The sequence below is a fragment of the Natronococcus sp. A-GB1 genome (assembly GCF_029688845.1).
GTDB lineage: Archaea > Halobacteriota > Halobacteria > Halobacteriales > Natrialbaceae > Natronococcus.
The window spans coordinates 136413-159800 of the sequence record NZ_JARUKW010000003.1 but is presented as its reverse complement, the minus strand read 5'-3'; the positions used below and the strand labels follow the sequence as shown (position 1 = coordinate 159800).

General features: G+C 66.8%; 24 protein-coding genes. 14 read left to right on the top strand and 10 right to left on the bottom strand.

Features of this window, described 5'->3' with window-relative positions; all coding sequences use genetic code 11:
* Positions 1-109 precede the first annotated feature (109 nt).
* From QA600_RS05270 to QA600_RS05255, 4 genes are all read left to right on the top strand, one after another.
* Positions 110-295 carry an HVO_0416 family zinc finger protein gene (locus QA600_RS05270; protein ID WP_278290912.1) on the top strand — a complete coding sequence of 62 codons (186 nt, stop codon included), beginning with the start codon at positions 110-112 and terminating at the stop codon, positions 293-295.
* Positions 296-396: 101 nt separating this feature from the next.
* A complete protein-coding gene (locus tag QA600_RS05265; RefSeq protein ID WP_278290911.1) occupies positions 397-2262 on the top strand; it encodes an ATP-dependent helicase in 1866 nt (621 codons plus the stop codon).
* Positions 2259-3305, top strand: coding sequence for a M24 family metallopeptidase (locus tag QA600_RS05260; RefSeq protein ID WP_278290910.1), 1047 nt, complete (start codon positions 2259-2261; stop codon positions 3303-3305). Before QA600_RS05265 ends, QA600_RS05260 begins: the two co-directional genes overlap by 4 nt.
* 112 nt (positions 3306-3417) lie before the next feature.
* Entirely contained in the window at positions 3418-3867 is a 450-nt protein-coding gene (locus QA600_RS05255; protein WP_278290909.1) for a response regulator, read from the top strand.
* 54 nt (positions 3868-3921) lie between these two features.
* Here QA600_RS05255 and QA600_RS05250 read toward each other — a convergent pair whose 3' ends face one another.
* Positions 3922-4170 (bottom strand): hypothetical protein, encoded by a 249-nt coding sequence (locus QA600_RS05250; protein ID WP_278290908.1) that lies wholly within the window; start codon positions 4168-4170, stop codon positions 3922-3924.
* A gap of 113 nt (positions 4171-4283) precedes the next feature.
* On the opposite strand from QA600_RS05250, the gene QA600_RS05245 reads away from it, so the two are divergent.
* Positions 4284-4886, top strand: a complete 603-nt coding sequence (locus QA600_RS05245; RefSeq protein WP_278290907.1) for a riboflavin synthase — start codon at positions 4284-4286, stop codon at positions 4884-4886.
* An 83-nt stretch (positions 4887-4969) separates the two neighbouring features.
* Here the strand turns inward: QA600_RS05245 and QA600_RS05240 are convergent, their stop codons facing one another.
* The gene (locus QA600_RS05240; RefSeq protein ID WP_278290906.1) at positions 4970-5983 is read right to left on the bottom strand and encodes a PrsW family glutamic-type intramembrane protease; all 1014 of its coding nucleotides are present in this window, start codon (positions 5981-5983) and stop codon (positions 4970-4972) included.
* Between the two features lie 137 nt (positions 5984-6120).
* On the opposite strand from QA600_RS05240, the gene QA600_RS05235 reads away from it, so the two are divergent.
* From QA600_RS05235 to QA600_RS05205, 7 genes are all read left to right on the top strand, one after another.
* On the top strand, positions 6121-6276 hold the full coding sequence (locus QA600_RS05235; RefSeq protein WP_278290905.1) for a hypothetical protein: 156 nt from the start codon (positions 6121-6123) through the stop codon (positions 6274-6276).
* A gap of 137 nt (positions 6277-6413) precedes the next feature.
* Positions 6414-6791, top strand: coding sequence for a hypothetical protein (locus QA600_RS05230; RefSeq protein ID WP_278290904.1), 378 nt, complete (start codon positions 6414-6416; stop codon positions 6789-6791).
* 43 nt (positions 6792-6834) lie between these two features.
* On the top strand, positions 6835-8268 hold the full coding sequence (locus tag QA600_RS05225; protein WP_278290903.1) for a DUF402 domain-containing protein: 1434 nt from the start codon (positions 6835-6837) through the stop codon (positions 8266-8268).
* A gap of 155 nt (positions 8269-8423) precedes the next feature.
* On the top strand, positions 8424-8645 hold the full coding sequence (locus tag QA600_RS05220; RefSeq protein ID WP_278290902.1) for a hypothetical protein: 222 nt from the start codon (positions 8424-8426) through the stop codon (positions 8643-8645).
* A 225-nt stretch (positions 8646-8870) separates the two neighbouring features.
* Positions 8871-9770 (top strand): acyltransferase, encoded by a 900-nt coding sequence (locus QA600_RS05215; RefSeq protein ID WP_278290901.1) that lies wholly within the window; start codon positions 8871-8873, stop codon positions 9768-9770.
* Between the two features lie 116 nt (positions 9771-9886).
* Entirely contained in the window at positions 9887-10210 is a 324-nt protein-coding gene (locus QA600_RS05210) for a hypothetical protein (RefSeq protein ID WP_278290900.1), read from the top strand.
* Between the two features lie 203 nt (positions 10211-10413).
* Positions 10414-10659: a PRC-barrel domain containing protein gene (locus tag QA600_RS05205; protein ID WP_278290899.1), complete on the top strand. Its 246-nt coding sequence runs from the start codon at positions 10414-10416 to the stop codon at positions 10657-10659.
* On the opposite strand, the gene QA600_RS05200 is transcribed toward QA600_RS05205, so the two are convergent.
* The 4 genes from QA600_RS05200 to argS form a co-directional block, all read right to left on the bottom strand.
* Positions 10622-11533 (bottom strand): universal stress protein, encoded by a 912-nt coding sequence (locus tag QA600_RS05200; RefSeq protein WP_278290898.1) that lies wholly within the window; start codon positions 11531-11533, stop codon positions 10622-10624. The two genes, QA600_RS05205 and QA600_RS05200, sit on opposite strands and share 38 nt — an antisense overlap.
* A 31-nt stretch (positions 11534-11564) precedes the next feature.
* A complete protein-coding gene (locus QA600_RS05195; protein WP_278290897.1) occupies positions 11565-12890 on the bottom strand; it encodes a hypothetical protein in 1326 nt (441 codons plus the stop codon).
* Between the two features lie 138 nt (positions 12891-13028).
* Positions 13029-14288, bottom strand: coding sequence for a peptide chain release factor aRF-1 (gene prf1, locus QA600_RS05190; RefSeq protein WP_005553023.1), 1260 nt, complete (start codon positions 14286-14288; stop codon positions 13029-13031).
* Positions 14289-14412: 124 nt separating this feature from the next.
* Complete coding sequence (gene argS / locus QA600_RS05185) at positions 14413-16200, bottom strand: arginine--tRNA ligase (RefSeq protein ID WP_278290896.1); 1788 nt, start codon at positions 16198-16200, stop codon at positions 14413-14415.
* A gap of 175 nt (positions 16201-16375) precedes the next feature.
* Between argS and QA600_RS05180 the strand changes: the two genes are divergently transcribed.
* Entirely contained in the window at positions 16376-16654 is a 279-nt protein-coding gene (locus tag QA600_RS05180; RefSeq protein WP_278290895.1) for a hypothetical protein, read from the top strand.
* Positions 16655-16702: 48 nt separating this feature from the next.
* On the opposite strand, the gene QA600_RS05175 is transcribed toward QA600_RS05180, so the two are convergent.
* Positions 16703-17842 carry a pyridoxal-phosphate dependent enzyme gene (locus tag QA600_RS05175; protein WP_278290894.1) on the bottom strand — a complete coding sequence of 380 codons (1140 nt, stop codon included), beginning with the start codon at positions 17840-17842 and terminating at the stop codon, positions 16703-16705.
* Positions 17842-18801 carry a succinylglutamate desuccinylase/aspartoacylase family protein gene (locus tag QA600_RS05170; protein ID WP_278290893.1) on the bottom strand — a complete coding sequence of 320 codons (960 nt, stop codon included), beginning with the start codon at positions 18799-18801 and terminating at the stop codon, positions 17842-17844. Before QA600_RS05170 ends, QA600_RS05175 begins: the two co-directional genes overlap by 1 nt.
* Before the next feature lie 150 nt (positions 18802-18951).
* Here QA600_RS05170 and QA600_RS05165 point away from each other — a divergent pair, with 150 nt between their 5' ends.
* Positions 18952-20121, top strand: coding sequence for a PQQ-dependent sugar dehydrogenase (locus tag QA600_RS05165; RefSeq protein ID WP_278290892.1), 1170 nt, complete (start codon positions 18952-18954; stop codon positions 20119-20121).
* Positions 20122-20187: 66 nt separating this feature from the next.
* Here QA600_RS05165 and QA600_RS05160 read toward each other — a convergent pair whose 3' ends face one another.
* Together QA600_RS05160 and QA600_RS05155 are read right to left on the bottom strand one after the other, a co-directional pair.
* Positions 20188-21486 carry a DUF418 domain-containing protein gene (locus QA600_RS05160; protein WP_278290891.1) on the bottom strand — a complete coding sequence of 433 codons (1299 nt, stop codon included), beginning with the start codon at positions 21484-21486 and terminating at the stop codon, positions 20188-20190.
* Between the two features lie 289 nt (positions 21487-21775).
* The gene (locus QA600_RS05155) at positions 21776-23305 is read right to left on the bottom strand and encodes a stage II sporulation protein M (protein WP_278290890.1); all 1530 of its coding nucleotides are present in this window, start codon (positions 23303-23305) and stop codon (positions 21776-21778) included.
* Positions 23306-23388 lie beyond the last annotated feature (83 nt).

The window sequence follows — 23388 nt, the reverse complement described above, 5'->3', positions numbered from 1 at the left end:
GACCGAGAAAAGTCCGCGGGTCGGCCCAGTGGGTCAGATCGATCGCGAGATCCGGCAGATTACTGTGTGAACCGCGGCCTTTAATACCGTGGTTAGCATTACCACGGGTATGGCAACCTCACCCAACGATGCCGGTGACGATGTCTTCGATGAATTCCTTTCGGACCGCGGTCACACGGTAGAGCGAGTGGGGTGGGAACAGGAGTATAACAAGAAGCAGTGTCCCGACTGCGGCGGGCTTCACGAGCAGTCGGCCAGTAGCTGTACCGTCTGCGGGTGGACGCCGACCCCGTAGTCGGCGGACGTGACGACCGGGACCGATGGTATTCGGTCCAACAGCGGTTTTCCGGCCGTAACCCACGTCACTTATGGGTATTGCGACCCTGAACAGCTACAATGGCTACTACGGAGACGAAGGTCACCCGGCTGTTCGGTGGGCCGGGAAGCGGGAAGACGACCGCGCTTCTCGATCACGTCGAAGAGATCCTCGAGCAGGACGGGGTCACGTTCCGGGATATTCTCGTCGTCTCGTACACTCGAGCGGCCGCACAGGAGGTTCGCGAACGGCTGGCAGAGCGGCTCGACGAGAGCCCACGCGCACTGCAGGGCAACGTCTGTACGATGCACGCGAAGGCCTACGAGCTGCTCGATCTCTCTCGAAGCGACGTCATCGGCGAGAAGGACAAAGAGGAGTTCTGCGAGGAGTACGGTATCGAGTACGAGGACGAGTACTCGGGAGCGGGCCGTCGCACGGCCCGCTCGACGACGATCGGGAACAAAGTTATCGCGACGAGCCAGTGGCTTCAGCGGACCAGCCGTGAGGTCTCCGACTGGTACGACGTCCCCTTCCAGTGGGACGATGAGGAGGTTCGGCTCCCTCCCGAGATCGACGACCGCGCCCAGGAAGGCAACAAGTACACGCCGACCTGGCCCTCCGACGACGATCGGATCGACGTCCCCGAGGCGATCCGCGGCTGGCGCAGCTACAAGGGCGAGCAGGGCAAGATCGGCTTTGCGGACATGCTCGAGCGGGTCAAGCAGCGCTCGCTGCTGCCGAACGTCGACTACCTGGTGATCGACGAGTTCCAGGACATCACCACGCTCCAGTACGACGTCTACGAGGAGTGGAAACCCCACATGAAGGAGGTACTGATCGCCGGCGACGACGACCAGGTCGTCTACTCCTGGCAGGGTGCCGACCCCGCCTTGCTGCTCGACGAGGAGGTCGACGAGGACGTTATTCTGCCCAACTCCTACCGACTCCCCTCGAACGTTCTCAACGCGGTCAACAAGGAGATCCGCCACATCGATCAGCGCCAGGACAAGGACCTCAAGCCCCGCAAGGAGGGTGGCTCGGTCGAGGCCCGTGCGAACGCCTCGATGCTCGACGTCGTCCGGATGGTCCGGCGTACGCTCGTCGAGGGCGACGGGACGATCATGCTACTGTTTCGCGCCCGGTACCAGATGTTCCAGTTCATCGATGAGTTCATCACCGAGGGCGTGCCGTTTCGCTCGCTGACCGACCAGCGGATGTGGACCGACCGACTCACCCAGTACGTCCGTGCCGTCGAAGCGATCGACGCCGGCGACGACGTCACCGGACTCCAGGCCCGTCGCCTCGCGGACATGCTGCAGGACTCTGCGTTCGGTACCAACGAGCGCGACGCCCTCTTCGACGAGATCGACGAACGCCAGGAGGAAGCCGGCGTCGAGGACCTCGAGGAGCTCACCATCCCTGGCGACGTGATCGAGGACCACGCGCCGTTCATGCCCGGCCCCGCCTCCGCGGGGGATATGGTCCGAAAGGTGACGAACTTCCAGAAGAAGAGCATCCGCTCGTACTTCAACATCGGCGAGTACCAGGGGATGGACACCGACCGGGTTCGCGTCGGTACCATCCACTCCGCGAAGGGTCGCGAGGCCGACCACGTCTTCATCGGCACCGACCTCACCGAGAAGGTCGTCGAGCAGATGGTCGCGACCGTCGACGACCCCACCGACGTCCCCGGCTGCGAGGAGTTCACCAAGACGACCTCGCCCGTTCCCGTGCTCACGGACAACGAGCGACGGGTGTTCTACGTCGGCATGTCCCGAGCCCGCGAGCGACTGTACATCCTCGAGAACCTCGTCGACGGCGCGCCGACGCTACCGATCGACGTCCTCCTGACCAACCAACTGACCGATCTGAGCCTCGAGGAGCTGCTCGAGCAGGCACAGGCGCCCGACGGCGAGGCGGAGAAGCTCGAAGCCGAAGCGCCGTGACCGGCGACGCGCCCGTCGACTCCGCCCTGCGTACGGCCCTCGAACGCGAGGGCGCGAGCGCGTTCGTTCACGTCGGCTCCGCCGACGATCCCTCGATTCGGTACTGTCGACCCGAACTCGAGCGAAAGCCGGAACGAGGGCGCCGCGCCCTCGCGTTCGACGGCCGCGAGTGGCGCGTTCGATCGGCGACCGACACCGAGGCCGACCCCGCCAGCACCCTCGCCGACGACCTCGCTGCCGCCGGGCTCGAGGGAACGGTACTGACGCCGGCCCGGATCCCCCACGACGCCGCGCTCTACCTCGAGGGAGCGGGCCTCTCGCTTACCTCGACCGACGTTGTCGAACGAGCCAGGGCGACGAAGACACCGGCCGAGCGAGAGCGGATCGGAACCGCCCAGGCCGCTGCGGGTGCCGGGATCCGACGCGGCGCCTCGCTGCTCGCGGGCGCCGACGTCGTCGACGGACGGCTCGCGATCGATGGTGAGCCCCTGACCGGTCGGCGGCTCCGTACTGCGATCGACGGGGGAATCGTCGCTGCGGGCGGGTTCCCGGACGGCAACACCGCGGTCTCGGTTCCCGACGGCGACCCGATCCGCACGGGCGTTCCGATCGTCCTCGAGACCGCACCGCGGGAGCCGTCGGGCTACTACGGCGGGCTCGCTCGAACGTACGTTCGCGACGGCGACGGCGGGGACGAGCGACGCGCTCACGTCGGCGTCACGCGCGCGTTTCGCTCGGCCGCGTCGATGCTCACCGCCGACGCCCAGTCGGTGACCGCCGTCGAGGCCGACCTCGAGGCCGAAGTACGGGCGTTCGGGTTCGAAGACGAGATCCGAACCCGCGTCGTCGGCGTCGGTCTCGAGCCCGCGGAACGCCCGAACCGCGGGCGCCAGGAGATCGACGGCGGAGCCGTCGTTCGACTCGACGCCGGCGTCGAGATCGGGGACGGCCGAATCCGACTGGCGGAGCTGTTCGCAGTCGACGAGTCCGTCGACTGGCTCGAGTCGATCCCACAGTCGCTCGATCCGGCGGCGCTCGAGTGAGTCCGGCGATTTCGCCGATCGTTCCTAACATATATACTCAGGGGCTGCACACGCAGCCGGTCCCAACGTGTATAGTGATCGGTCTTATTGAGGCGTCTCGAGAAACTACCGTATGAGAACCGTGACTCCGTCAGAGCCAACCATCATTCTTCTCGTCGAGGACAATCCCGGCGACGCGACGCTGATCAGCGACGCGTTCGACCAGGTTGCCGACGACGTCCGAGTCCACACCGTCTCCGACGGCGCCGAGGCGATGAGCTATCTCTCCGATCGCCGCGACACCGGCTCGTTTCCCGATCTCCTGTTGCTCGATCTCAACGTACCGCGGGTAGACGGGTTCGAACTGCTCGAGACGCTCCAGGAGGGGGCAGACCTGACCACGCTCCCGGTGATCGTCCTGACCTGCTCCGAGGACGAGTCGGATATCGCTGAGAGCTACGATCGTCGCGCGAACGCCTATCTCACCAAGCCGAACAGCCACGACGAGTACGTCTCGCTCGCCCGCGCGGTCGACGAGTTCTGGGTCAGGACGGCCCAGCTACCGTCGGTGACGGCGGCATAGCGATTTCGTTCGGAAGAAGTCACTTCGGCGCCCTCGAGAGCGCTCGATCGCTGCTCACCGATCGTCGGCGTCGTCGGGGTCTTTGCGTACCGTTCCGGCCACTCGTTTTACGACGGCAGTCGGAACGTCGGAGGGGAGGGTGAGCCGGTGCTGGACGAGCACGAGTCCGATCGCGAGGCCGATCAGCACCGCGCCGACGGCCGTCTCGCCGCGGATCAGGAGGAACTCGAGCCCGGCGAGTGCGGCCGGCAGCGCGAGCACGAGGGTACCCGCTAGCTTGATCGTATCGATGATTCCGGCCATCGACGCCGGCTACGAAGGGGGCCGCCAAAAGCGCGGCGACTACCGGTCCGTCACGGAACTGGAACGCATCCGCATTCCGGAGCGGTTTTGTCCGTCGGCTCGAACCCTCAGATATGTTCACGGGAATCGTCGAGGAGACCGGAACGATCGACGCCCGCTCCCGAACCGAGGACGGGCTCCGGCTCCGGATCGGCGCCGACGAGGTCGCGACCGGGCTCGAGCACGGTCAGAGCATCAGCGTCAGCGGGGTTTGTCTCACGGTCGAGCGCTTCGAAGCGGGCGCGTGGTTCGAGGTCTTTCTCGCGAGCGAGACGGTCGAGCGGACGTATCTGGGCGACCTCGAGGAGGGTGAGTCGGTGAACCTCGAGCGGGCGATGCCCGCCGACGGCCGGTTCGACGGCCACGTCGTCCAGGGTCACGTCGACGCGGTGGCGACGGTCTCGAGCATCGAATCGGTGGAGGAAGACTGGTTCTTCGAGTTCGAGCTGCCGGCGGGCTACGAGCGCTACGTCGTCGAGAAGGGATCGATCACGCTCGACGGGATCAGCCTCACCGTTGCGGATCTCGCCGACGATGGAACCGTTACCGTCGCCATCATCCCCACGACGTACGAGCTAACGACCCTCTCCGAGAAGGACGTCGGCGACCCGGTCCACCTCGAGGTCGACGTTCTCGCGAAGTACGTCGAGCGGCTGCTCGAGGCCCGTTTCGAGTAGGTCGTACGGACTGCTGTACGTCGTCGACGGTGCAACCGCGGCCGTTCTGTGGTTGCACCAGCAAACCGTTGCGGCAGACCGTCTCAACGCTGCCGAGTCGGCGGATCGAACTCGGTTAGCTCCGGCGACGGCGCGTCGTCGGCGTCGCCTCGAACCTCCCGGTAGGTTCGCCGGTAGCGGGCGATCTTCCGGTAGAGGTAGTAGCCGATCGCGAGGTCGAAGACGATCACGTACGCGACGAACGCGACGCCGAACCCGATCGGGTACAGCGAGGTGAGGATCTCGGGAACGATCCCGACGGTAGTGTTGTAGGCGCCGTGGACGAACGCGGCGATCAGCAGCCCCTTGACGACGATCGGCCCGGCGTACTCGCGGTTGAACTTCGCCAGCCCGAGGTAGTAGCCCGCGATCGCCGAGTAGATGACGTGGCCGGGACCGACCAGCGCCCGCTGGGTCGCGATGTCGGTCGCCGCGGCGAGGGTGCCGACCTGGGCCTCCGCGACCGTGCCTGCGACGTAGATCGTGTTCTCGATGGCGGCGAAGCCGAGCCCGGCGATCGCGCCGTACACGGCGCCGTCGATAACGGCGTCGAACGTGTCGCTGCGGTACGCGAAGACTCGGACCGCGAGGAGCTTGACCGTCTCCTCGACGGGACCGACGATCAGGAAGAAGAAGAAGACCGTGCCGAGCGCGCCGAACAGCTGGAAGTACGGCCTCGTCACCGAGTTGACGATGGCCGCGAACGTCGCGAAGAGAACCGCTAGAACGAACGTCGCGACCAGCAGCCCCAGCGGCTCGTTCGTCGTGATGTCGGAGTACCAGATGAACGCCGCCAGCAGGGCCGCCGGGACGACCGAGAGCCCGAAGAAGAGCGCGAGCCACGGATCCTCGAGGAGGAGCACGCCGGGCTGGACGAGCAGGAAGGCGGTAATCGCGAGGGCGACCCCGATGATGATCGCGTGGAGCCCGTAGGCGATCCCGTTGTACGTCGCGACCGAGAGCCGGTCGAGGGCGTTCCGTGGCTCCCACGTCGAGACGTCCTGGAGGTCCGTCGACTCGTCGCTGGCCCGTTCGACCGGGTCCCGCCGTCGTTTCATGTAGCGTGATACTCCGTCCGGCCCGGTAATAGTTCGGCACGCCCCAGTCCGGGTCGACGCGTCCTAGTATGATATCAGATCTCATGATCCGTATTAGGATCGAGCTTATGTGTACTGGACCGTGAGAACGAATCACGATGTACAACGCGAGCCGCGGTATCCACTACACCGCCCCACCGGGTCCCGAGGACGAGACCGAGGAGACGACCGAGAACGCAACCGAATCGGCGACGCCCGCCAGCGCCGACGACGCCTCGTCGCCGGCCGAAACCGGTCTCGCCGCCGACGACTGAGACGCGACTTGTTCCTGTGGATTCGTGGGACTCGTTCCACCCAGCGACTGCTCCGGTAACGACGCGCGGCGGACGGTGTGCCGGAGAGACCGGCGACGAACCGAACGCACAAAGTGGCGTCGCGCCAACGTCCCCGCATGCACTTCGATCAGCGAACGCAGCGGGCGCTTCGCGAGGTCGGCCTCGAGACCAACGAGCTCAGGGCTGCCTCCGAGGCGGTCGTCGAGGCCGTCGAGGAGGACGTCACCGCGCTCGAGGCCTTCTTCGACGCCCACGAAACGGTGTACTCTGACATGGAGATGGCCCACTCGAGCGCCGACTACCCCGAACACACCGTCGAAGGCCTCGATCTGACGACCCACGCCGACGAGATGCGCGGCTGGCTTCGCTTCGACAGCTGGGGCGTCTACGTCGAGGACGGCCGCGTGCTTTCGGACGGCTCCGTCGAGCTGACGCTGGGGCCGACGATCCACGATCGAGTCCGGTTCGCCCCCGACTGCGAGACGCTGCGGTGATCGCCGTGTGGGGAACCGAACCGCGGCTCGCGGAGGAGCGGCAATGACGACCGCTCGAGTGCGGGGGATCTACACGACGGCGCTGACGCAGCTGTTGAACGACGACGGGCTTGAGGTCGTCCAGGCCTCCGACCCGATCAGCGAGCGCTTCGAGGAGGAGTCGTTCGCGGCCGCGCCCGCGGACGTCTCGCTCGAGACGACCCGCAACCGGCAGGGCGTCGAGGTTTCTGGCGCGCCGGAGGCGGTCACGACGGCCGTCTCGCGCCTTGAGGAGCTCGCCGTCGATACGTTTTGCTGGGACGGCGACGTCCCCCGCGGCGCGATCTTCGACGCCGAGGTGCTCGAGGCCGACGGCGGAGGCGGCGCCGTCGTCGACCTCGGCGACGGCCGTCGGGGCTACCTGAGCTACGACGACGTCGACGGCTACGTCGACTCGGGGAACCGCTACCGCGTGCAGGTTCGCGAGCCGACGCCGCCGTGGGACGACGACGATCCCCGAGTTGCCCCAGGGCTCGAGGCCGCGGGCGGGCTCTGCACCCTCTCTCGAGCCCGGAACGGCGTCTCCGCGAGTCTTCGCGGGGAGCGGGCCGAGGAGCTCGTGGGCATAACCGACCTCCTCTCGGTCGACGTCCCCGAGGGCTGGGGGCTGCGCTGGCACCGTCCCGCAGCCGACGCGGACCTCGCGGCGATGGAGCGGGCTCTCGAGGACGCCGTCGACCGCGCCCGCGGACTCGAGGATGCCCTCGCCGATAGCCCCGAGGAGCCCGGCTCGCCGGACCGGCTAGCGACGCCCGAAGCGACCCGCTGGCTCTGGTTCGGCCGGAAGTCCCGCTTCGCGCTCGACGAACACCGCCGCGAGGTCGAGTCGACGATGCCGGGCCACCACCGGACCAAAGCGGCGGATCGGGCGGCGAGCGCCGCGGTCGACTTCGCCGAAGCCGTCTGCGGTTCTGCCGGAAACGGGTTCGCCGACGAATTCCCGTTCGACGCCGTCTCCCGACAGTTCGGCCCGCTCGAGGGCGACCGCCTCGAGATCGGCCACGGGAAACCCGACGGGCGCCTGATCTCGCTCGGCTACGGCGACGTGACCGACTGGGATCCCGAGGGGACGATAACCCTCGAGCGCTCGATGCGCGGCGGCGGCACGTACGACGCCCTCGGCGTCCCCAAGGAGGGAGGCGACGTCGCGGTGACGAAGTTCCGCGAGGGTCGCTGGTGGTATCCGACGACCTACAGGGACAGCGAGGGGTCGGCGAAGGGCACCTACGTCAACGTCTGTACGCCCCTCGAGCTGTTTCCCGACTGCGTGCGGTACGTCGATCTCTACGTCGACGTGATCCGCACGCCCGACGGCGCGGTCGAGATCGTCGACCGCGAGGAGCTCGAGACGGCGATGGACGACGGGGTCGTCGCGACGCCGCTCGGGGAGAAGGCGCTCGAGGTCGCCGAGGCCGTCGAGCGCGCGCTCTCGAACTGAAGACGTCGATCGGGCCCGTCGGATCGTCTGTAGCAGTCGTTGAAAGCACGGCTCCGTTATGCAGTGTGAGCTGTGATACCCGCTTGCGGGCCCGCCAGTTCGGTGTAGGGAGCGTATACGACAAACTATTTTCAATTAGACACACTAATGAAGATATGAACAGAGGACGAATGGCTCTCATCAGTATCATCGGGCTTCTTGGCGGCGTCATCGTCTGGCTTCCAGTTTTCGGAGGAGATGGATTCGATACGAGCGCGTACTTTGATCCGGGAACGATCATCGCCATCGCGTTTCTGTTCCCGGTGTTTCTGGCAATGATCCTCTTTGGCTACATGGCAGCAGAGAAGGGACAGAGCGACAGCGAACAACACCGGTGATAGCATCAGCTATTCTCCCCGAGCAAGTTTCGAGATAGTTCGGATGAAGTGCGCTCGATGTGTACATGTAGTTGCCGAATTGCCTGTTTTGTTTCAAACGTGAAGCTGGGGAACGGATTCGAGTTACAGTTCATTGGTGGCGGGGACCGGACCCGATCAGGGGATCACCGGGGAGACGAACCGACAACCGAACTCCTATCACCTCCGCGGGCAAAACGGCTCTGTATGACAAAGCGGGACGTCTCGCTTCCCGACGAGGCGGAAGCAGGAATGCGCGAGTTCATCGACGAGGTCGATCGGCGCCTCTCGAGCGAGGAGGATACGTGCTCGGTCGTCGAGGACGTGCTGATCGACCTCTCGGGCGACCGGGAGGCCTACGAGCGCTGGCGGGGCGGCGAGTCGATGGCGCCGGCCGAACGGGTCCGACTCCAGAGCTACGACCCGTGTAACACCACCCTGGAGAGCGAGTACTACGCCGAGAAGGACGAGGAGGCGTTTCGCCGCTCGAAACACATCCAGTGGCTCTGGCGCCAGTTCGACAGCCTGCCGATCGCGGACAACGTCGAGTTCGCGCTGCGGTTCAGACGGATGCTCGCCGATCACCTCTTCGAGGAGTGTGGTGAGAACTGTCGGTTCTTCAAGGGCGTGACGTTCACCTACGGCCACAACATCACGATCGGGGATAACACCGTCGTCCACGACGACGTTCATCTTGACGACCGCGGAAAGCTGACGATCGGCGACCGCGTCTCGGTTTCCGACGGGGTTCACGTCTATAGCCACGACCACGACGTCGTCGACCAGACCGAGGTCCGCAACTACCACACGATCGTCGAGGACGACGTCCGCCTGACCTACGACTCGATGGTCCGGGCCGGCTGCAAGGTCGGCGAGAACGCCATCGTCGGCGCCCGCGCGATCGTCCAGCACGACGTTCCGGCTCACCACATTTCCATCGGCATGCCGGCCAAGAGCGTCAAGATCAAACCCGGCTGGGAGGACGTCGCCACGCCGATCGATGAGGCCGGCGTCAACCGCCAGGAACAGCGCCACCTCGAGTACGACTTGCCCGCGGACCTCGAGATTTTCGACGAGTTCCAGCGCGACCTCCGCCCGCCCCAGTAGTCGCGAAACGACGGATCGGCCCGAGCACGAAGTCGGGGTTCGTTCAGTGGCGTGGTACTGTCACGGAGCGATGAGGGAGGGAATACCCAAGTGCGTTGAGACCGTATCACACGGTGATGGAGCTCTGGGGCTGGCTCGTCGGCTACGTGGTGCTGTTTGCCCTCCTGCACCTGCTACTGTACTACGTCTACGTCCGTCGCGAGGACGGCGACGGCGTCCAGTCGCCGTCGGTCGCAGACCCCGGTCGGGGCCAGTCCCGATCCTCCCCCGGCTCCGACGGCTACCACTCGGCGTCAGACGGTGTCAGCGACACCGACGACGGCGAGGCTGACGCCGAGATCAACGGTGAGACGATCAGGTGTCCCCACTGCGGCACCAGAAACGACGCCGATCAGACGTTCACCTACTGCTGGAACTGCGTCTCCGGTCTCCGGCAGTAACGTCCGACTACCGCACTCGAGCCCCTTCAACGCCGCATTGAACGGTCGAAGAATCGTTACACCGTATCTAACACCGGCTTGACCCGCCGAACGACTGCAACCGTTCCCGGATCCATCGGAAACGATTTCCTCGCTTTATTCGCGACGAAACCCTCCCTCGAGTCGTTTCGGTGGCAACGCGAAGCGGCCACGAACGATTCGATATGGAACGAACGGAGCTCACGAGCGTCGACGAGGGAAAACGCGTGCTGAACGCCGACGGGACCGCAGTCGGCCGACTCGTCCGGGTCGACGACGGCTACGGGTACGTCGATCCGGATCCGACGATCGTGACCACGCTGCGAGCCAAACTCGGTCTTCGGCCCGACGGGACGGCCGCCCACCCCCTCGACGCGGGAAGCATCGAGGCGATTACCGACGACGCCGTCCGCCTTCGGGGGACGCTTTGATCGACTCGGAGAGCGACCCGACCCGCTCGAGCAGCCGATCGAGTCGGGACTCCGCCTGACCCTTGGCGAGGATAACCGGACACTCGGCCTCGCGGCCGACGGCGTCCGCGACGGAACCGATCACGGGCGGGCGCACCAGTCCGGTGCCGGTCGCGCCCAGGACGATCAGATCGTGCTCGGCCGCGGCCTCGAGGATCCCCGTCGTCGACGAGGGGGCGTCGACGAGCCGCTGGTCGACCGGAACGTCCGGGAACAAGGCTGCGGTGCGGCGAAGACGTCGTTGCGCGGTGGCTCGGTCAGCCATCGGTCCCTCGTCGGTCATCACCGAGAGGATGGTGACTCGAGCGCCGTTCATCGCGGCGATCGCCGCGGCGACGTCGCTGGCCAGGCCCGCGTGAGGGCCGCCGACGGTTGGGACCAGCACGGTGTCGACGCCGTCGGCGACCGTCCCCATCCGCTCGACCAGCACGTCACACGGGGGTCGGCGCAACACGGGATCGACGGAGGTTCCCAGGACCGCGTCGGCGGTGCTGGCGCGTTCGCGCCACCCCATGAGCAAGACGTCGGCGTCGACCTCGTCGACGACGTCCCGGATGGCTCCCGGCACGTCGCTGCCGACCCGGAGGTCGGTCGTGATCGGCACGTCCGAAACGCCCTCGGCTCGCTCGAGCAACTGCGTGCTCTCCTCGGCGTACTCCGCGGAGATGTAATCGTCGGAGAACAGCAAGAACGGAGAGTTGACCGGCTTGTGCTCGATCGCGATGGCGTGGATGCGACCGTCGTGTCGGATCGCCAGGTCCGAGGCCGTTCGCAGGAGCTGCTCGACGGCCGCGGGGTTCGATAGCGCGACGAGGATAGTGTACTGTTCCCCCATACCACACCTTCGCGGGCCAGGAGCAAAAGGCTCACCCGCTGGCGTCGACGGTAACGGTACGTTCGGCCGCGTCGTCGGGGCTCTCGACCCGAACGGGGAACGTGTCCGCGGTAGCGACCGGGTAGGTCTCGTATCCGAGGATGACCGTCTCGGTCGTCCCGAACGGCACGGTGACGGTAGCGGTGTCGACCCGTTCGCGATCCGTCCCGACCAGGAGTTCGATCTCCTGGGTCGTGTCGCCGATTATCATCATTCCGCCCTCGTTCTCGACCTCGACCGTGATCTCGAGCCGATCGCCGCCCGCGAGTGGCTCGTTGGTCTCGACGATCTCGACCGCGAACGGGGGTCGGATCTCGGGGCCGTCGACGGTCGGCTCCGCGCTCGTCCGGCCGTCCTCGCAGACGACCCGCGCCCCGGTCGGGTAGCCGGCGGCGACCCAGCCCGGACCCGCCCGGGCGAGCGTCGCCTCGTCGCGTTCCCCCTCGAGGTCGTCGACCCGGACCACCGTCCGGTTCTGTCCCTCGACCCAGACGACGCGGTCGAGCCGACCGTCGGGATCGCGCGCGACGAGCCTGTTCGCGACGACGTCGTCGACCCCGACGGTCGCGTCCGCGCCAGGATCGCTGTCGAACGACTCGATCGTCGGCGGCTCCCGACCGTCGGGAGCGACCTCGAGGGTCCAGTCGTGGCTCGCCGATCCCGTCTCCGTGGGAACGGTCGCGCCGACGTCGTAGCTTCCGGTAGCCTCGGGCGCCGCGAGGTAGGCCCCGGTTCCCGTCAGGAAGGTGTAGTCGCTCGCGAGCGCGAGGTCGCCCGCGATCGCGTCGTTGGCCTCCCACTCGAGGTCGGCGGGCTCAAGCCGTCGTCCCGCCGCGACCTCGAACAGCACTGTGGTACCCGGCTGCACCGTGATCTCGTCGGCGTCGGGCCTGATCGCCGCGCTCTCGCCGTCGTCAGTGCCGAGTACGGTGACGGTTCGCTCGTCGGCGTCGGCGCCGACCTCGAGTCGTACCGGAAACGACTGGGTACGCCGGACGCGAGGCGTCTCGTAGCCGAGCGTGATCGACGCCGTCTCGTCGGACTCGAGCGAGACGGTCCGTTCGTCGACGGTCTCGGGGTCGTGCCCGACCACGAGGCGCGCGTCGACCGTCGTCGTCGTTTGTCCCTCGAGGGCGGCCGTCACCTCGAGGCGCTCGCCGGCCGCGACGGGCGCGTTCGTCTCACGGAGGCGAACCGCAACGTCCCCGATTCGGGTTCGGCCGACGGCGCCCGACGTCGCCGCGAGCACCGTTCCGGTCGCGATACTGCCGAGGACGCGACGACGTCCGCATCGTCGCAGCTGTCGGTCCCCCCACATGGTGCTCGAGGGACGTCGGGCCGGAGCGATAACTCCCTGGGATCGTTACCCGAATAAGAGGCGGTTCACGGATTCTCGGTTGTCGAAAACGAGCTGTTCGGTCGCGGAGACCCTCGTAATCGGTGCCTACGCCGAGTCTCAGACGCCGGTGGAGTACCGGAGGATGCCGGCGAACCCGCCGAAGGCGTTGTAGAGCTGTTCGCCCTTCTCGAAGTCCGTCGAGATGAACTTCGTCTCGGTGCCGCGCTGTTCGGCGATCTCGATGAGGTGGTCGATGGCGTCCTCGCGGTCCTCGTCGCTCGCCTCGACTTCGCTGCCGCAGTCGGTGCAGCTGTGCTCGGGCGTCGCCTTCCGTCGGTCAACGACTTCGCGATCGGTGTTGCCACACTCCTCGCAGTCGTAGGTGATGACGTCCCGTCGCAGATCCTCGCTGATCAGCAGCCGGTCGACCGCGCCCATCATCAGATTGCGTCGGGTCTGTTCGAACCCGTACGTGGCGAGATCACCCGCGTTGAGTTCCTCGAAGAACTCCTCCATCTGCTTTTTATCCTTCATCACCTCGGCGTCGGCCAGGGCGTCCTCCGCGTTGTCGACGAGGTCCTTGAGGCCGGATTCGTCAGTGTAGGCGACGTCGAACTTGCCGATGACGTTGTCCTGGATCTCGTGGTGGAGGTAGTCGCCGTCGAGGAACTCGTCCTTGGTGGGGGAGGGGCCGCCCACGAGGATGCCGTCGAGTTCGTGGCGTTTGGCGACGAACAGGTCGTTTGCCATGCCGGCGACCTCCTGGTAGAAGTTGTCGATCGCCTCGAGGCGCAGCCGGGCGAATCGCTGGGCGGACTGGCCACCTTTCCGCTGCTTGCCGGGCACCAGCGAGGAGGCGGACTTGACCGCCTCGACGCGTTTGCCCTTCAGCCAGCCGACGTTCGCCTCCCGTCGATCGAGGACGATCAGCCCGTAGAGGCCCTTGTCGGCCATCATCTCCTCGAGCGGCTCGATGAGGAAATCGGAGTCGCAGTGGTACCGGAAGGACTCGACGGGCTGGGGCGGGCTCTCTAAGACCTTCGTGACCATCTCGGTGCGGCCGCCGCCGGAGTCGACGGCGCCCGAGAAGATCACCATCCCGTTCTCCGGCGGGAAGGTGTCGTAGTACCGCAGCCGGTCCTTGATGCTCGTCAGCGCGTCCTGGACGGCCGTCCGGGTCTGCTTGGACTTGATGTTGGCCGCCTCGCTGTGTTCCTGCGTGACGTGTGCGACGACGTCGCTGATCTGGCGGTCCTCGGGGATGTAGATCGAGACGAGCTGCGTGCCGGAGCCGTCGAAGTCCTTGAGATCCTCGATGACCTTCCGGAACTCGTACTTCTTCCGGTCGGATTGCTCCTGTTCGGCCTCCTGGCTCATTGGGCGTACAAAACGGAGCTGTAGCTAAGTATCCTTTGACACGCGCTACGCGTCCGTCGATGGTTCACGCGGCCCGCGGGTCCGGAGCGGGCTGTGATCCGTCGGTCTACTGTGAGCCGCGGGCCTACATCGACCGCGGGGCCGCGACGCCCAGGATCGAGAGGGCGTTCGCGACCGTGTGTTTCGACGCCGCCACGAGCGCGAGGCGGGCCTCCCGGACCTCGGGATCGACGTCCTCGGCCAGCACCGGACACTCCCGGTAGAAGGCGTTGAACCGGTCGGCGAACGTGCGCGTGTAGGTCGCGATCTGATGGGGCTGGAGGTCGTCGGCCGCCTCCTCGACGACCGCCGGGAAGCGGGCGATCGTCTCGAGCAGCTCCCGTTCCTCGGGGGTCTCGAGCAGGTCGGCGTCGACGGACTCGAGGTCGACATCCTGGCCCTCGAGGTCGGCCGCGGAGTCGAGGCCGGCCTCTTCGAGAATACCGCAACACCGCGCGTGAACGTACTGGACGTACGGCGCGGACTGGGCCTCGAAGTCGAGCGCCTGCTCCCACTCAAAGGTGATCGCCTTCGAGGGCTGTTTCGAGACGATGTCGTACCGAACGGCACCGATTCCGACCTGATGAGCGATGCGCTCGACGTCCTCGTCGCCCAGGTCGTCGTCGCGGATCCGATCGTCCATGCGCTCCTCGACCTCCTCGCGGGCGCGGTCGATCGCCTCGTCGAGCAGGTCGTCCAGGTCGACGCCGGTCCCGCGACGCGTCGACATCTTCCCCTCCGGGAGGTTGACGTAGGAGTACAGCACCTGCCGGAGCCCCTCGGTGTCGTTGCCCAGCAGCTCGAGGGTCGTCCGGAGCTGGTCGGCCTGGAGGGTGTGGTCCTCGCCCAGCACCGTCACCGCGTTGTCGTACTCCTCGAACTTCCACTCGTGGTGGGCTAGGTCCCGCGTGGGGTACAGCGAGGTGTCGTCGGCCCGCAGGAAGACGAGGTTCTTCTCGATCCCGTGGGCGTCGAGCTCGAGCTGCCAGGCCTCGTCCTCGTACACCGCCTCGTCGAGCTCCTTGAGCCGGGCGACGAGGTCGTCGGTGTCGCCGTTGCGCATGAACCGCGTCTCCTTGACGAACTCGTCGAACTCCGCGGGCAGGCGGGCGAGACACGCCTTCATCCCGCCGAGCACCTGGTCGACGACCTCGCTGACCCGCTCGTAGGCCTCGTCGTCGCCGGCCTCGAGCCCCTGCATGATCGACTCGATCTCGGCCTCCGCGTCGGCAACTTTCGGCTCCGAGGCGTTCTCGAGGAAGGCGTTGCCCTTGCGGTAGTAGCGCACGAGGTCGTACTCCGGGCGATCCCGCTCGGGCTCGCCCTCGAGGTCGTCCTCGTCGAACGTCTCGTAGGCCCAGGTGAAGACGGCCATCTGCCGACCCGCGTCGTTGACGTAGTAGTGGCGGTCGACGTCGTAGCCGGCGTAGTCGAGCAGGTTCGCGACCGCGTCGCCGATGATCGGGTTCCGCGCACGGCCGACGTGGACCGGCCCCGTCGGGTTCGCGCTCGTGTGTTCGACAACGACGCTCTCCTTGCGGTCCTCGAGGGCGCCGTAGTCGGCTGCCGTCGCCGTCTCGAGCGTGTTCTCGAGGTAGGCCTCGCTCGGCAGGAAGTTGAGGTACGGCCCCTGCGTCTCGATCGCCGCGACGTACGTCAGCTCGTCCGCGTCGATCTCGTCGGCGACCGCCGAAGCGACCTGTGGCGGCGGGGCGCCGGCCTCGCCGGCCAGCCGGAACGCCACGCTCGAGGCGAGGACGCTGTCGACGTCCTCGGGCGGTTCTTCGATCCCGAGATCGTCAGTCGGGTAGTCGAGCGCCGACAGCGCCGTCTCGAGGGCGCTCTCGACCTCCGCGCGTAGGGAGAGGAACATACCCGCCCGTATTCAGGGGGCAAGTAAAGGAATGTCGGGTTCCGTTCCGGACCGCGGCTATGACCGCGTCAGGTTCGGTTTCGAACTGCGGCGTCGGCCCCGTCGGGCGATTCGTGTTCGTGCCCTGAAATGGACGGCCGCAACATCAACCGTAGCGGTTTCTTCCGGAGAGTGCATGACGACGCTAACCGAATCTGACGAACCCGAGTCCGAGTCCGAATCCGAGTTCGACGATCTGGAGGCGCTCGAGGAGACCCCGCTCTCGTCCGGGGACCCGGTGTCGGTCGCAGCCGCGCTGTCGGTCGCGTACTCGTGGTACCTGTTCTACCTCAAGGAGGACAAGGTCGCCGGTCTGTTCGTCGGTCTCTGGGCCCCGACGCTGCTGGGCGCCGCGGCGTACTTCCAGCAGAAGGAGCTGTACGCGAAATTCGAGAAGGGTCTCACCTTCGCCTAACTCCGGTCGACTCGAGCGCGAAGAAACCGCAGGATTCTCACTCGCTTTTCACTCGATTTTTAGCCCGCTGCCGGTCAGCGGCACGACGACGTCCGAACCAGCATCCAGCACGCCGTCCTCGCGGTAGCGCTCTAGTGCCGCCGGCGCGACCGCGCAGGTCGGCTCGACGTAGAACCCGCCACGGTGGAGCCGTTCCAGGGCGGCCTCGATCGCGGCCGGCTCGAGGGCGACGGCGTCGCCGTCGGTCCGCTCGATCGCCTCGAGGATCTCGTCGAGGCGGGCGGGTTCGACGATCTGGATCCCGTCGGCGACGGACTCGGTGTGGCCGGGTTCGGCCGCGACCGCCTCGCCGAAGCGGTTCGCGACGGGCGCGTAGCCCGCCTCCTGTGCGGCGAGCAGCCGCGGCAGCTCGTCGATGATCCCCGCCTCGAGCAGCAGCGAGAAGCCTCGGTAGGCGCCCAGAAACAGCGTCCCGTGACCGACCGGGAGCACGACGGCGTCGGGCGCCGTCCAGTCGCGCTGGGCCGCGATCTCGAGGGCGAACGTCATCGTTCCGGCGTAGAAGGCGGGGTTCCAGGCGTGGCTGGCGTACCAGCCGTCGCCGGTCTGTCGGGTGGCGGCGTCGTCTTGATCGTCCCCGCCTCCGCCCTCGACCGCCTCGATGCAGGCGTCGGTGACGTCCTGGCGCGCTCCCTCGACTCGAACCGGTCGGGCGCCCGTTCGCTCGATCGCCCCCAGCTTCGCCGCCTTGACGTCCGCGGGAACGTAGATCTCCGCGTCGATTCCGGCTCGAGCCGCGTACGTCGCGATGGCGGCGCCGGCGTTGCCCGAGGAGTCCTCGAGCACGCGGTCGACGCCGAGTTCGGCCGCCCGAGAGAGCGTCGTCGTCGCACCCCGGTCTTTGAACGACCCTGTCGGGAAGACGTACTCGAGTTTGAAGTCGGCGTCCCACTCCGGGGCGTCGACCAGTGGCGTGAAGCCCTCGCCGAGCGAGACCCGCTCCTCGAGGGGGAGCCACGGCGCGAAGTTCCAGAGGCCGCGACCCGGCTCGAGTTTCAGTGCACCCGGATCCTCGGGAAGCGGTCGATCGGCAAACTCGAGAGGACTTCCGCAGTCACAGCGCCACGGCTCGTCGGGTCCGGCCGCGTAGACGGCGTCGCAGTCGGGGCAGACGAGGTCGCTCGCCATCAGTACTCGTCGATATCGGTTGCGACCGAGCAGACGTACTCTCCCGTCGCGACCTGTGGGAGCCGACGGCTCCGCCAGAGAATCCCGTCGCTGTCGGCAGTCACCGTCTGCTTTGACTCGCCGAACGGCGTCGTCACGGTAAACAGCGTCTCTCCAGACGTTACCCGGTCGCCGAGGTTGGGTTCGAGATCGACGAGCCCGCCGGCAGGCGCGCCGAACTGCTCGAACCCCTTCGCGCGGGTCTGGGGCTCGGGGCTTCGCTCGCCCTCGAGGAAGCCGTAGTAGCGAAGCACGTTGAACACGCCGTCGACGCCCTTCCGGATGCTCGTCTCGTCCCAGCCGACGCAGCCGCCGAGCTCGGGGTCGACGGTCGGGATCCCCTCGTCGGGCGCCGCGCGGGCGAGCTGGCCGTCGGGGCCCTTCTGGTCGAGGATGTAGCCGCAGCCGAAGACCTTCGCCAGCTCGAGACACTCGCCGTGAAGCCGGTGGCGGGTGCCACAGCGAACCCGGACCTCGTCGATCATCCGGCTGGTCGACCCCTGGTGGAGATCGAGGATGAGGTCGGCACGGGTAGCCGCCTCGAACGTTGCGGCCGCGATCCGTTCGCTCGAGGTTCCCGCCGCGTTGCCCGGGTACGCCCGATTCATCTTCGTGTCGTCGATCGGGTTGCGGTGCTCGGCGACCTGGAACCCGTGGTAGTTGACGATGCCGACGATCAGGATTGTGCCGCTGAGTTCCGTCGGATCGAGCTGCGGGACGACCTGCTGGACGACGCCGACGCCGTTGAGTTCGTCGCCGTCGCTGGCCGCCTGTATGTAGAGAGTCTTTCCGGGTTCCACACCGTTTACGACGGCCACGGGAAGACCGAACGGGCTCCCGTCTCGAGTCTCGCCGACCTCGAGACGACCCGTGTCGATCTCCCCGGGATCCGCGCTCGCCGTTCCGAGCGTCGTTGTCATGTGTAGAGGGGTTGAACCCGTCAGCCTTTATGGATTCGGTTAGATCCCGCCGGGGGCGGACTGATAGCCCGCTCGAGGCGACGACCACGAGAACGAAGTGGACGCAGATACCGTGGAAGCTTTTTATCCGCCGGAGCCGGAGAAACTCGCGTGAATCGACGCACGATCCTCGCGGCGTCCGGCGGAGCCCTCTCGGTGACCGTCGCCGGCTGTGCCGGCGTACTCGAGACGGGCGACGGCGGCGACGACAACCTCGCGGTCGAGGAGGTCGCCGGCGGCTTCGAACATCCCTGGAGCCTCTCGGTCGTCCCGGACGAGAGCCGGCTGCTCGTGACCGAACGGGAGGGATACCTCTCCGTCCTCGATCTCGACGACGGCGACGTCGAGGATGTCGACGGCACACCGGACGTGTACGCCGAGGGACAGGGCGGATTGCTCGACGCCGCCTTTCACCCGGAGTTCCCGGACGAGCCGTGGCTCTATTTGACCTACGCGACGGTCGATGGCGACGGCGAGTCGACCACTGCCCTCGGCCGCGGCGAACTCGATCTCGAGGCTGGGAGCCTCGAGGGGTTCGAGCAGCTGTACGCCGTCGAGCCGTTCGTCGACTCCACCCAGCACTACGGCTCCCGCGTCGTCTTCGGCGACGACGGCGCGGTCTACGCGACCGTCGGCGACCGCGGCTCCAAGGAGTTCGGCCTCGATCACTACTCCCAGGATACGTCCACCGCCATCGGGTCGACGCTGCGCCTCGAGCCGGACGGATCGATCCCCGACGACAATCCGTTCCTCGACGACGAGGACGTCCTCGACGAACTCTACAGCTACGGCCACCGAAACGCCCAGGGGATGACCGTCCACCCCGAGACGGGCGAGCTCTGGCAGTCCGAACACGGCGAGGAGGACGGCGACATGCTCCGCATCGTCGAGGCGGGCGCCAACCACGGCTGGCCGATCGCTCACTATGGCTGCGAGTACGGCACCGACGACCCGGTCGGCGACGGGTTCGACGAGCGCGACGACGTCGTCGACCCGGTCTACTACTGGGAGTGCAACAGCGGCGGGTTCCCGCCCGCGGGGATGAGCTTCTACAACGGCGACGCCTTCGAGGAGTGGGAAGGCGATCTGTTCGTCGGGAACCTCGCCGGCGAGTATCTGGGCCGGTTCACCGTCGACGGCACCGACGTCGAGGAAGTCGATCCGCTGCTCGAGGGCCAGGGGTGGCGAATTCGGGACGTCGTAACCCACCCCGAGACGGGCGCGCTGTACGTCGCCGTCGACGACGCGGACGCCCCGGTCGTTCGACTGACGCCCGAGTAGGGCAGCTGTCTCGAGAGGGAACGCGAGTCGTAGCGACGCCAACTCCGTGTGTCGGTGAGGACGGCGTCAGTCCTCGAGACGCATCGGCTGTCGCTTTCGATACGTGAGCGTCCGCCACATCCACTCGACCGGTCCGAACCGGAACCGTTCCAGCCACCACACCGACAGCGGGATCTGAATCGCCCAGATCAGGACGACCACGCCGAGCAGCTCCATGCGGCTCAGCTGTCCGAACAGGCCGAGTCCGTGGCCGTAGAAGATCGTCGTCGCCAGGACGGTCTGGAGCAGGTAGTTCGTAAAGGCGGTGCGGCCGACCGCCGACAGCGCCCCGACGACGACGCCGTCACGTGCCCGCCGACAGAGCAGCATGATCCCCGCGAGGTAGCCGAGTGCGAGCAGCAGGGAGCCCCAGTAGTTAAACTGGAACGCGAGCGTGATCACCGGCATCGTCTCCCAGGCGAACGCCTCCCGAACCCATACCCCGACGAGGACGAGCGCGATCCCGACCCCGCCGGAGCCGACGAACAGGCGTCGGTAGAAGCGCGTGCTCCGCCTATTGGAGATCACGCCCCACTTGTAGAGCGCCATGCCGACGATCATCAGCCCGCCGAGCATCCAGAACGCCTCGAAGAGGAATCCGAGCGTGTGAAACTCGAAGACGACGGGGACGCGGTGGGTCATCTGGTCGAACCAGCCGCTCTGGTAGATTTCGATCTCCCGCTCCGGCGAGAGCCCCCCGCCAAACGAAGCGAGCAGCTCCGCCTCGAGCTCGGCCCGGCCGTCCTCGGGGAGCGCGAAGTATCCCAGGCCGGCCAGGAGGTAGAGGAGCGAGGGGACCGCGAACATCGCGATCCCGAGAACGAACTGACGGGCGGGCCGCCACCGCCACACCCAGACGACGAGGAAGCCGGAGAGGGCGTAGAGAACGAGGATATCGCCGTACCAGAGCAGGTACGCGTGTCCGAGACCGATGACGAGCAGCCAGAACGTCCTGGCGAAGTGGAGCCGCCGGCCGGGCTGGCCCTTTCGGTCCTTCGACTCGAGGAACAGCACGATTCCGGCGCCGAACATGAACGTAAACAGCGTCACGAACTTCTGCTCGAAGAAGACGTGACTGACCAGCCAGGCGAGGTAATCCATCCCGGAGAAGTTCCCGTAGAGTGCCGGATTGATGGCCGCCACCGCCGGCATGCCGAACAGCCAGATGTTGATCACCAGGATCCCGAGTAGGGCGAACCCGCGAAGCGCGTCGAGGGCGACGATGCGATCGGTCGGCGCCGTCGGTTCGGGGTCGTTCGGAGCCGGCGTCGTCGCGGGGTCGTCGGGTGCCGCAGCCGACGCCGAACCGCCGTCTCCGTCCGTCATCTGCTGGAGTGACGGCTCCGGACGGTCGGTACTGTCAGCGGTAGTTCGCCGCCCGACGAAACGGGGCGGCTGTCGTTCCTCGGTTCCCCGCGTACGTGTGCCACAGCCCACGAAGCGGAATCTACGAGATCCCCGTACGAGCGCACAAGCCGTGGCATGATGCGGTCAAGTACGAACGAAGTTATATATTTTTACTGTTGTTTCGTCGCGGACACCGATCCCGTGCTGCGGACGATATCGGCCGCTATGTGACCCTCATCTCTATCGAAAGCGTGGCCGGTAGCGCGGCCTAGATGAACGGCTGATAGTAGTACGGACTGACGAACCCCTCGATGAACGCCGCGATCGCGAGGACGATCCCGAGGCCGACGACGACCCAGAACGCCCGCTCGAGAGCCTTGACGACGTCCTGTCGACTCGCGCGACCGCGGAACGCCCGCCAGCCGACGACGCCGAGCCAGAGCCCGAGCGCGCTGGCGACGAAGATCGCGGGTACCTCGAAGATTCCGTGGGGGACGACGAAAGCAAGCAATTCGATCGGTTCGACCTCGAGGCGGGCGACGGCACCGAGCACGACCCCGTTGAACGCCAGCGAGAACAGCGCCGGAATCGCCAGCGCGAGCCCGCCGAAGGCGGTCGTGTACGCCACCGTCCAGTTGTTTCCGAAGAACTCGAGGGCGGCCGTCGGCGGGATGTGCCCTTCGAGGCGCTCGTCGATGGAGGTCTCGACCGTCCCTGCGAGGGGCTCGGCCAGCTCCCAGCCGGCCCAGAACGTGCCAACGGCGGCGACGACGACGAACGCGTGCAGGAACGGCGTCGCCCGAACGAACGAGAACATTTCGGTCCAGCCCCGCCGAAGCCCGTCGGCGAAGCGACTCCGGAACGGACGCTCGGGGGCCGACGGCGGGGAGAGCTTATCCTTCGGGCCGCCGTACAGCGCCGTCTTCAGCAGATCGAGGAACGGGAAGACGAGCAGCGTCGTGAGCAGCGTTCCGAGAGAGGGGACCTCGGCGATCGCGAGTAGCCCCGTGAGGACCGACAGCGCGATCGACGCGCCGACCGCGAGGACGTAGTAGAAGCCGGCCGAGATCGGGTGTTGACGGAGGAAGCCGAGGGTCGCCGACAGCGAGCCGAACACGCCCGCGTCGTCGACGACGACGGCGACGGGAGCGAAGGCGAACACCGCCCGAATCGCCGCGATCGCGAGGCCCGCCACGAGCAGGGTCGGCAGGACCACGACGACGGCGGCGATACCGGCCCCGGTCGCGGGCGCGAGGGCGGCACCGAGCAAGACGGCGCCGACGAGCGCGATCGTCCCGACGGTGAGCCAGGCGACGATCTCGAGCAGGTAGAGCCCGACGAAGCGGAGCCAGAACCGCCCCGCGCCGACGAGACCGATGACGAGCCCGCGGTCGTCCCGCAGCCGCCCGTAACAGGCCGAAAGCTGGGCGGCCGAGACCGCCGCGTAGAGGGTTATCGCCAGGACGATCGAGCCGAGGATGACCGCAGCCGCGAACAGTTGGAGCTCGAGCGGCAGCAGCTGCTCGGCCAGCGGGGCGACCTCCTCGACCCAGGCGTCGAACGCCTCCGGATCCGTTTCGGGGTCGGGAGGGTCGGGAACGCCGGTCTCGAGCTCGGTAAGGACGGCCTCGAACCGGCCGGAGAACTCGAGGTAGACGAGGGCCGCGGCGATGCCCAGAAAGGGAAGGACGCGAACGATCGCCGGGATCGCGGCACCGAGCAGGTAAAAGGGCAGGATCTCGGCGGGCCGGCGACGAAGGACGGCGATGGCGGCAGTGACGGATTCGGAGAGGGCCATACCGACAGTTCGGTCTTCCCCGGGTTAAAATCAGTTGAATGTTCGGCCGAGGACGAACACAATCTTCATCCGGATTGCCACAC

What these genes read in the sequence shown, in the direction of transcription:
- QA600_RS05195 (WP_278290897.1), bottom strand. Translation starts at nt 12,890, where the DNA reads ATGTGGGGGGACCGACAGCTGCGACGATGCGGACGTCGTCGCGTCCTC.
- QA600_RS05220 (WP_278290902.1), top strand. Translation starts at nt 8,424, where the DNA reads ATGAACAGAGGACGAATGGCTCTCATCAGTATCATCGGGCTTCTTGGC.
- QA600_RS05255 (WP_278290909.1), top strand. Translation starts at nt 3,418, where the DNA reads ATGAGAACCGTGACTCCGTCAGAGCCAACCATCATTCTTCTCGTCGAG.
- QA600_RS05155 (WP_278290890.1), bottom strand. Translation starts at nt 23,305, where the DNA reads ATGGCCCTCTCCGAATCCGTCACTGCCGCCATCGCCGTCCTTCGTCGC.
- QA600_RS05170 (WP_278290893.1), bottom strand. Translation starts at nt 18,801, where the DNA reads ATGACAACGACGCTCGGAACGGCGAGCGCGGATCCCGGGGAGATCGAC.
- QA600_RS05245 (WP_278290907.1), top strand. Translation starts at nt 4,284, where the DNA reads ATGTTCACGGGAATCGTCGAGGAGACCGGAACGATCGACGCCCGCTCC.
- QA600_RS05270 (WP_278290912.1), top strand. Translation starts at nt 110, where the DNA reads ATGGCAACCTCACCCAACGATGCCGGTGACGATGTCTTCGATGAATTC.
- prf1 (WP_005553023.1), bottom strand. Translation starts at nt 14,288, where the DNA reads ATGAGCCAGGAGGCCGAACAGGAGCAATCCGACCGGAAGAAGTACGAG.
- QA600_RS05250 (WP_278290908.1), bottom strand. Translation starts at nt 4,170, where the DNA reads ATGGCCGGAATCATCGATACGATCAAGCTAGCGGGTACCCTCGTGCTC.
- QA600_RS05240 (WP_278290906.1), bottom strand. Translation starts at nt 5,983, where the DNA reads ATGAAACGACGGCGGGACCCGGTCGAACGGGCCAGCGACGAGTCGACG.
- QA600_RS05205 (WP_278290899.1), top strand. Translation starts at nt 10,414, where the DNA reads ATGGAACGAACGGAGCTCACGAGCGTCGACGAGGGAAAACGCGTGCTG.
- QA600_RS05200 (WP_278290898.1), bottom strand. Translation starts at nt 11,533, where the DNA reads ATGGGGGAACAGTACACTATCCTCGTCGCGCTATCGAACCCCGCGGCC.
- QA600_RS05265 (WP_278290911.1), top strand. Translation starts at nt 397, where the DNA reads ATGGCTACTACGGAGACGAAGGTCACCCGGCTGTTCGGTGGGCCGGGA.
- QA600_RS05235 (WP_278290905.1), top strand. Translation starts at nt 6,121, where the DNA reads ATGTACAACGCGAGCCGCGGTATCCACTACACCGCCCCACCGGGTCCC.
- QA600_RS05160 (WP_278290891.1), bottom strand. Translation starts at nt 21,486, where the DNA reads ATGACGGACGGAGACGGCGGTTCGGCGTCGGCTGCGGCACCCGACGAC.
- QA600_RS05215 (WP_278290901.1), top strand. Translation starts at nt 8,871, where the DNA reads ATGACAAAGCGGGACGTCTCGCTTCCCGACGAGGCGGAAGCAGGAATG.
- QA600_RS05230 (WP_278290904.1), top strand. Translation starts at nt 6,414, where the DNA reads ATGCACTTCGATCAGCGAACGCAGCGGGCGCTTCGCGAGGTCGGCCTC.
- QA600_RS05225 (WP_278290903.1), top strand. Translation starts at nt 6,835, where the DNA reads ATGACGACCGCTCGAGTGCGGGGGATCTACACGACGGCGCTGACGCAG.
- QA600_RS05180 (WP_278290895.1), top strand. Translation starts at nt 16,376, where the DNA reads ATGACGACGCTAACCGAATCTGACGAACCCGAGTCCGAGTCCGAATCC.
- QA600_RS05210 (WP_278290900.1), top strand. Translation starts at nt 9,887, where the DNA reads ATGGAGCTCTGGGGCTGGCTCGTCGGCTACGTGGTGCTGTTTGCCCTC.
- QA600_RS05175 (WP_278290894.1), bottom strand. Translation starts at nt 17,842, where the DNA reads ATGGCGAGCGACCTCGTCTGCCCCGACTGCGACGCCGTCTACGCGGCC.
- argS (WP_278290896.1), bottom strand. Translation starts at nt 16,200, where the DNA reads ATGTTCCTCTCCCTACGCGCGGAGGTCGAGAGCGCCCTCGAGACGGCG.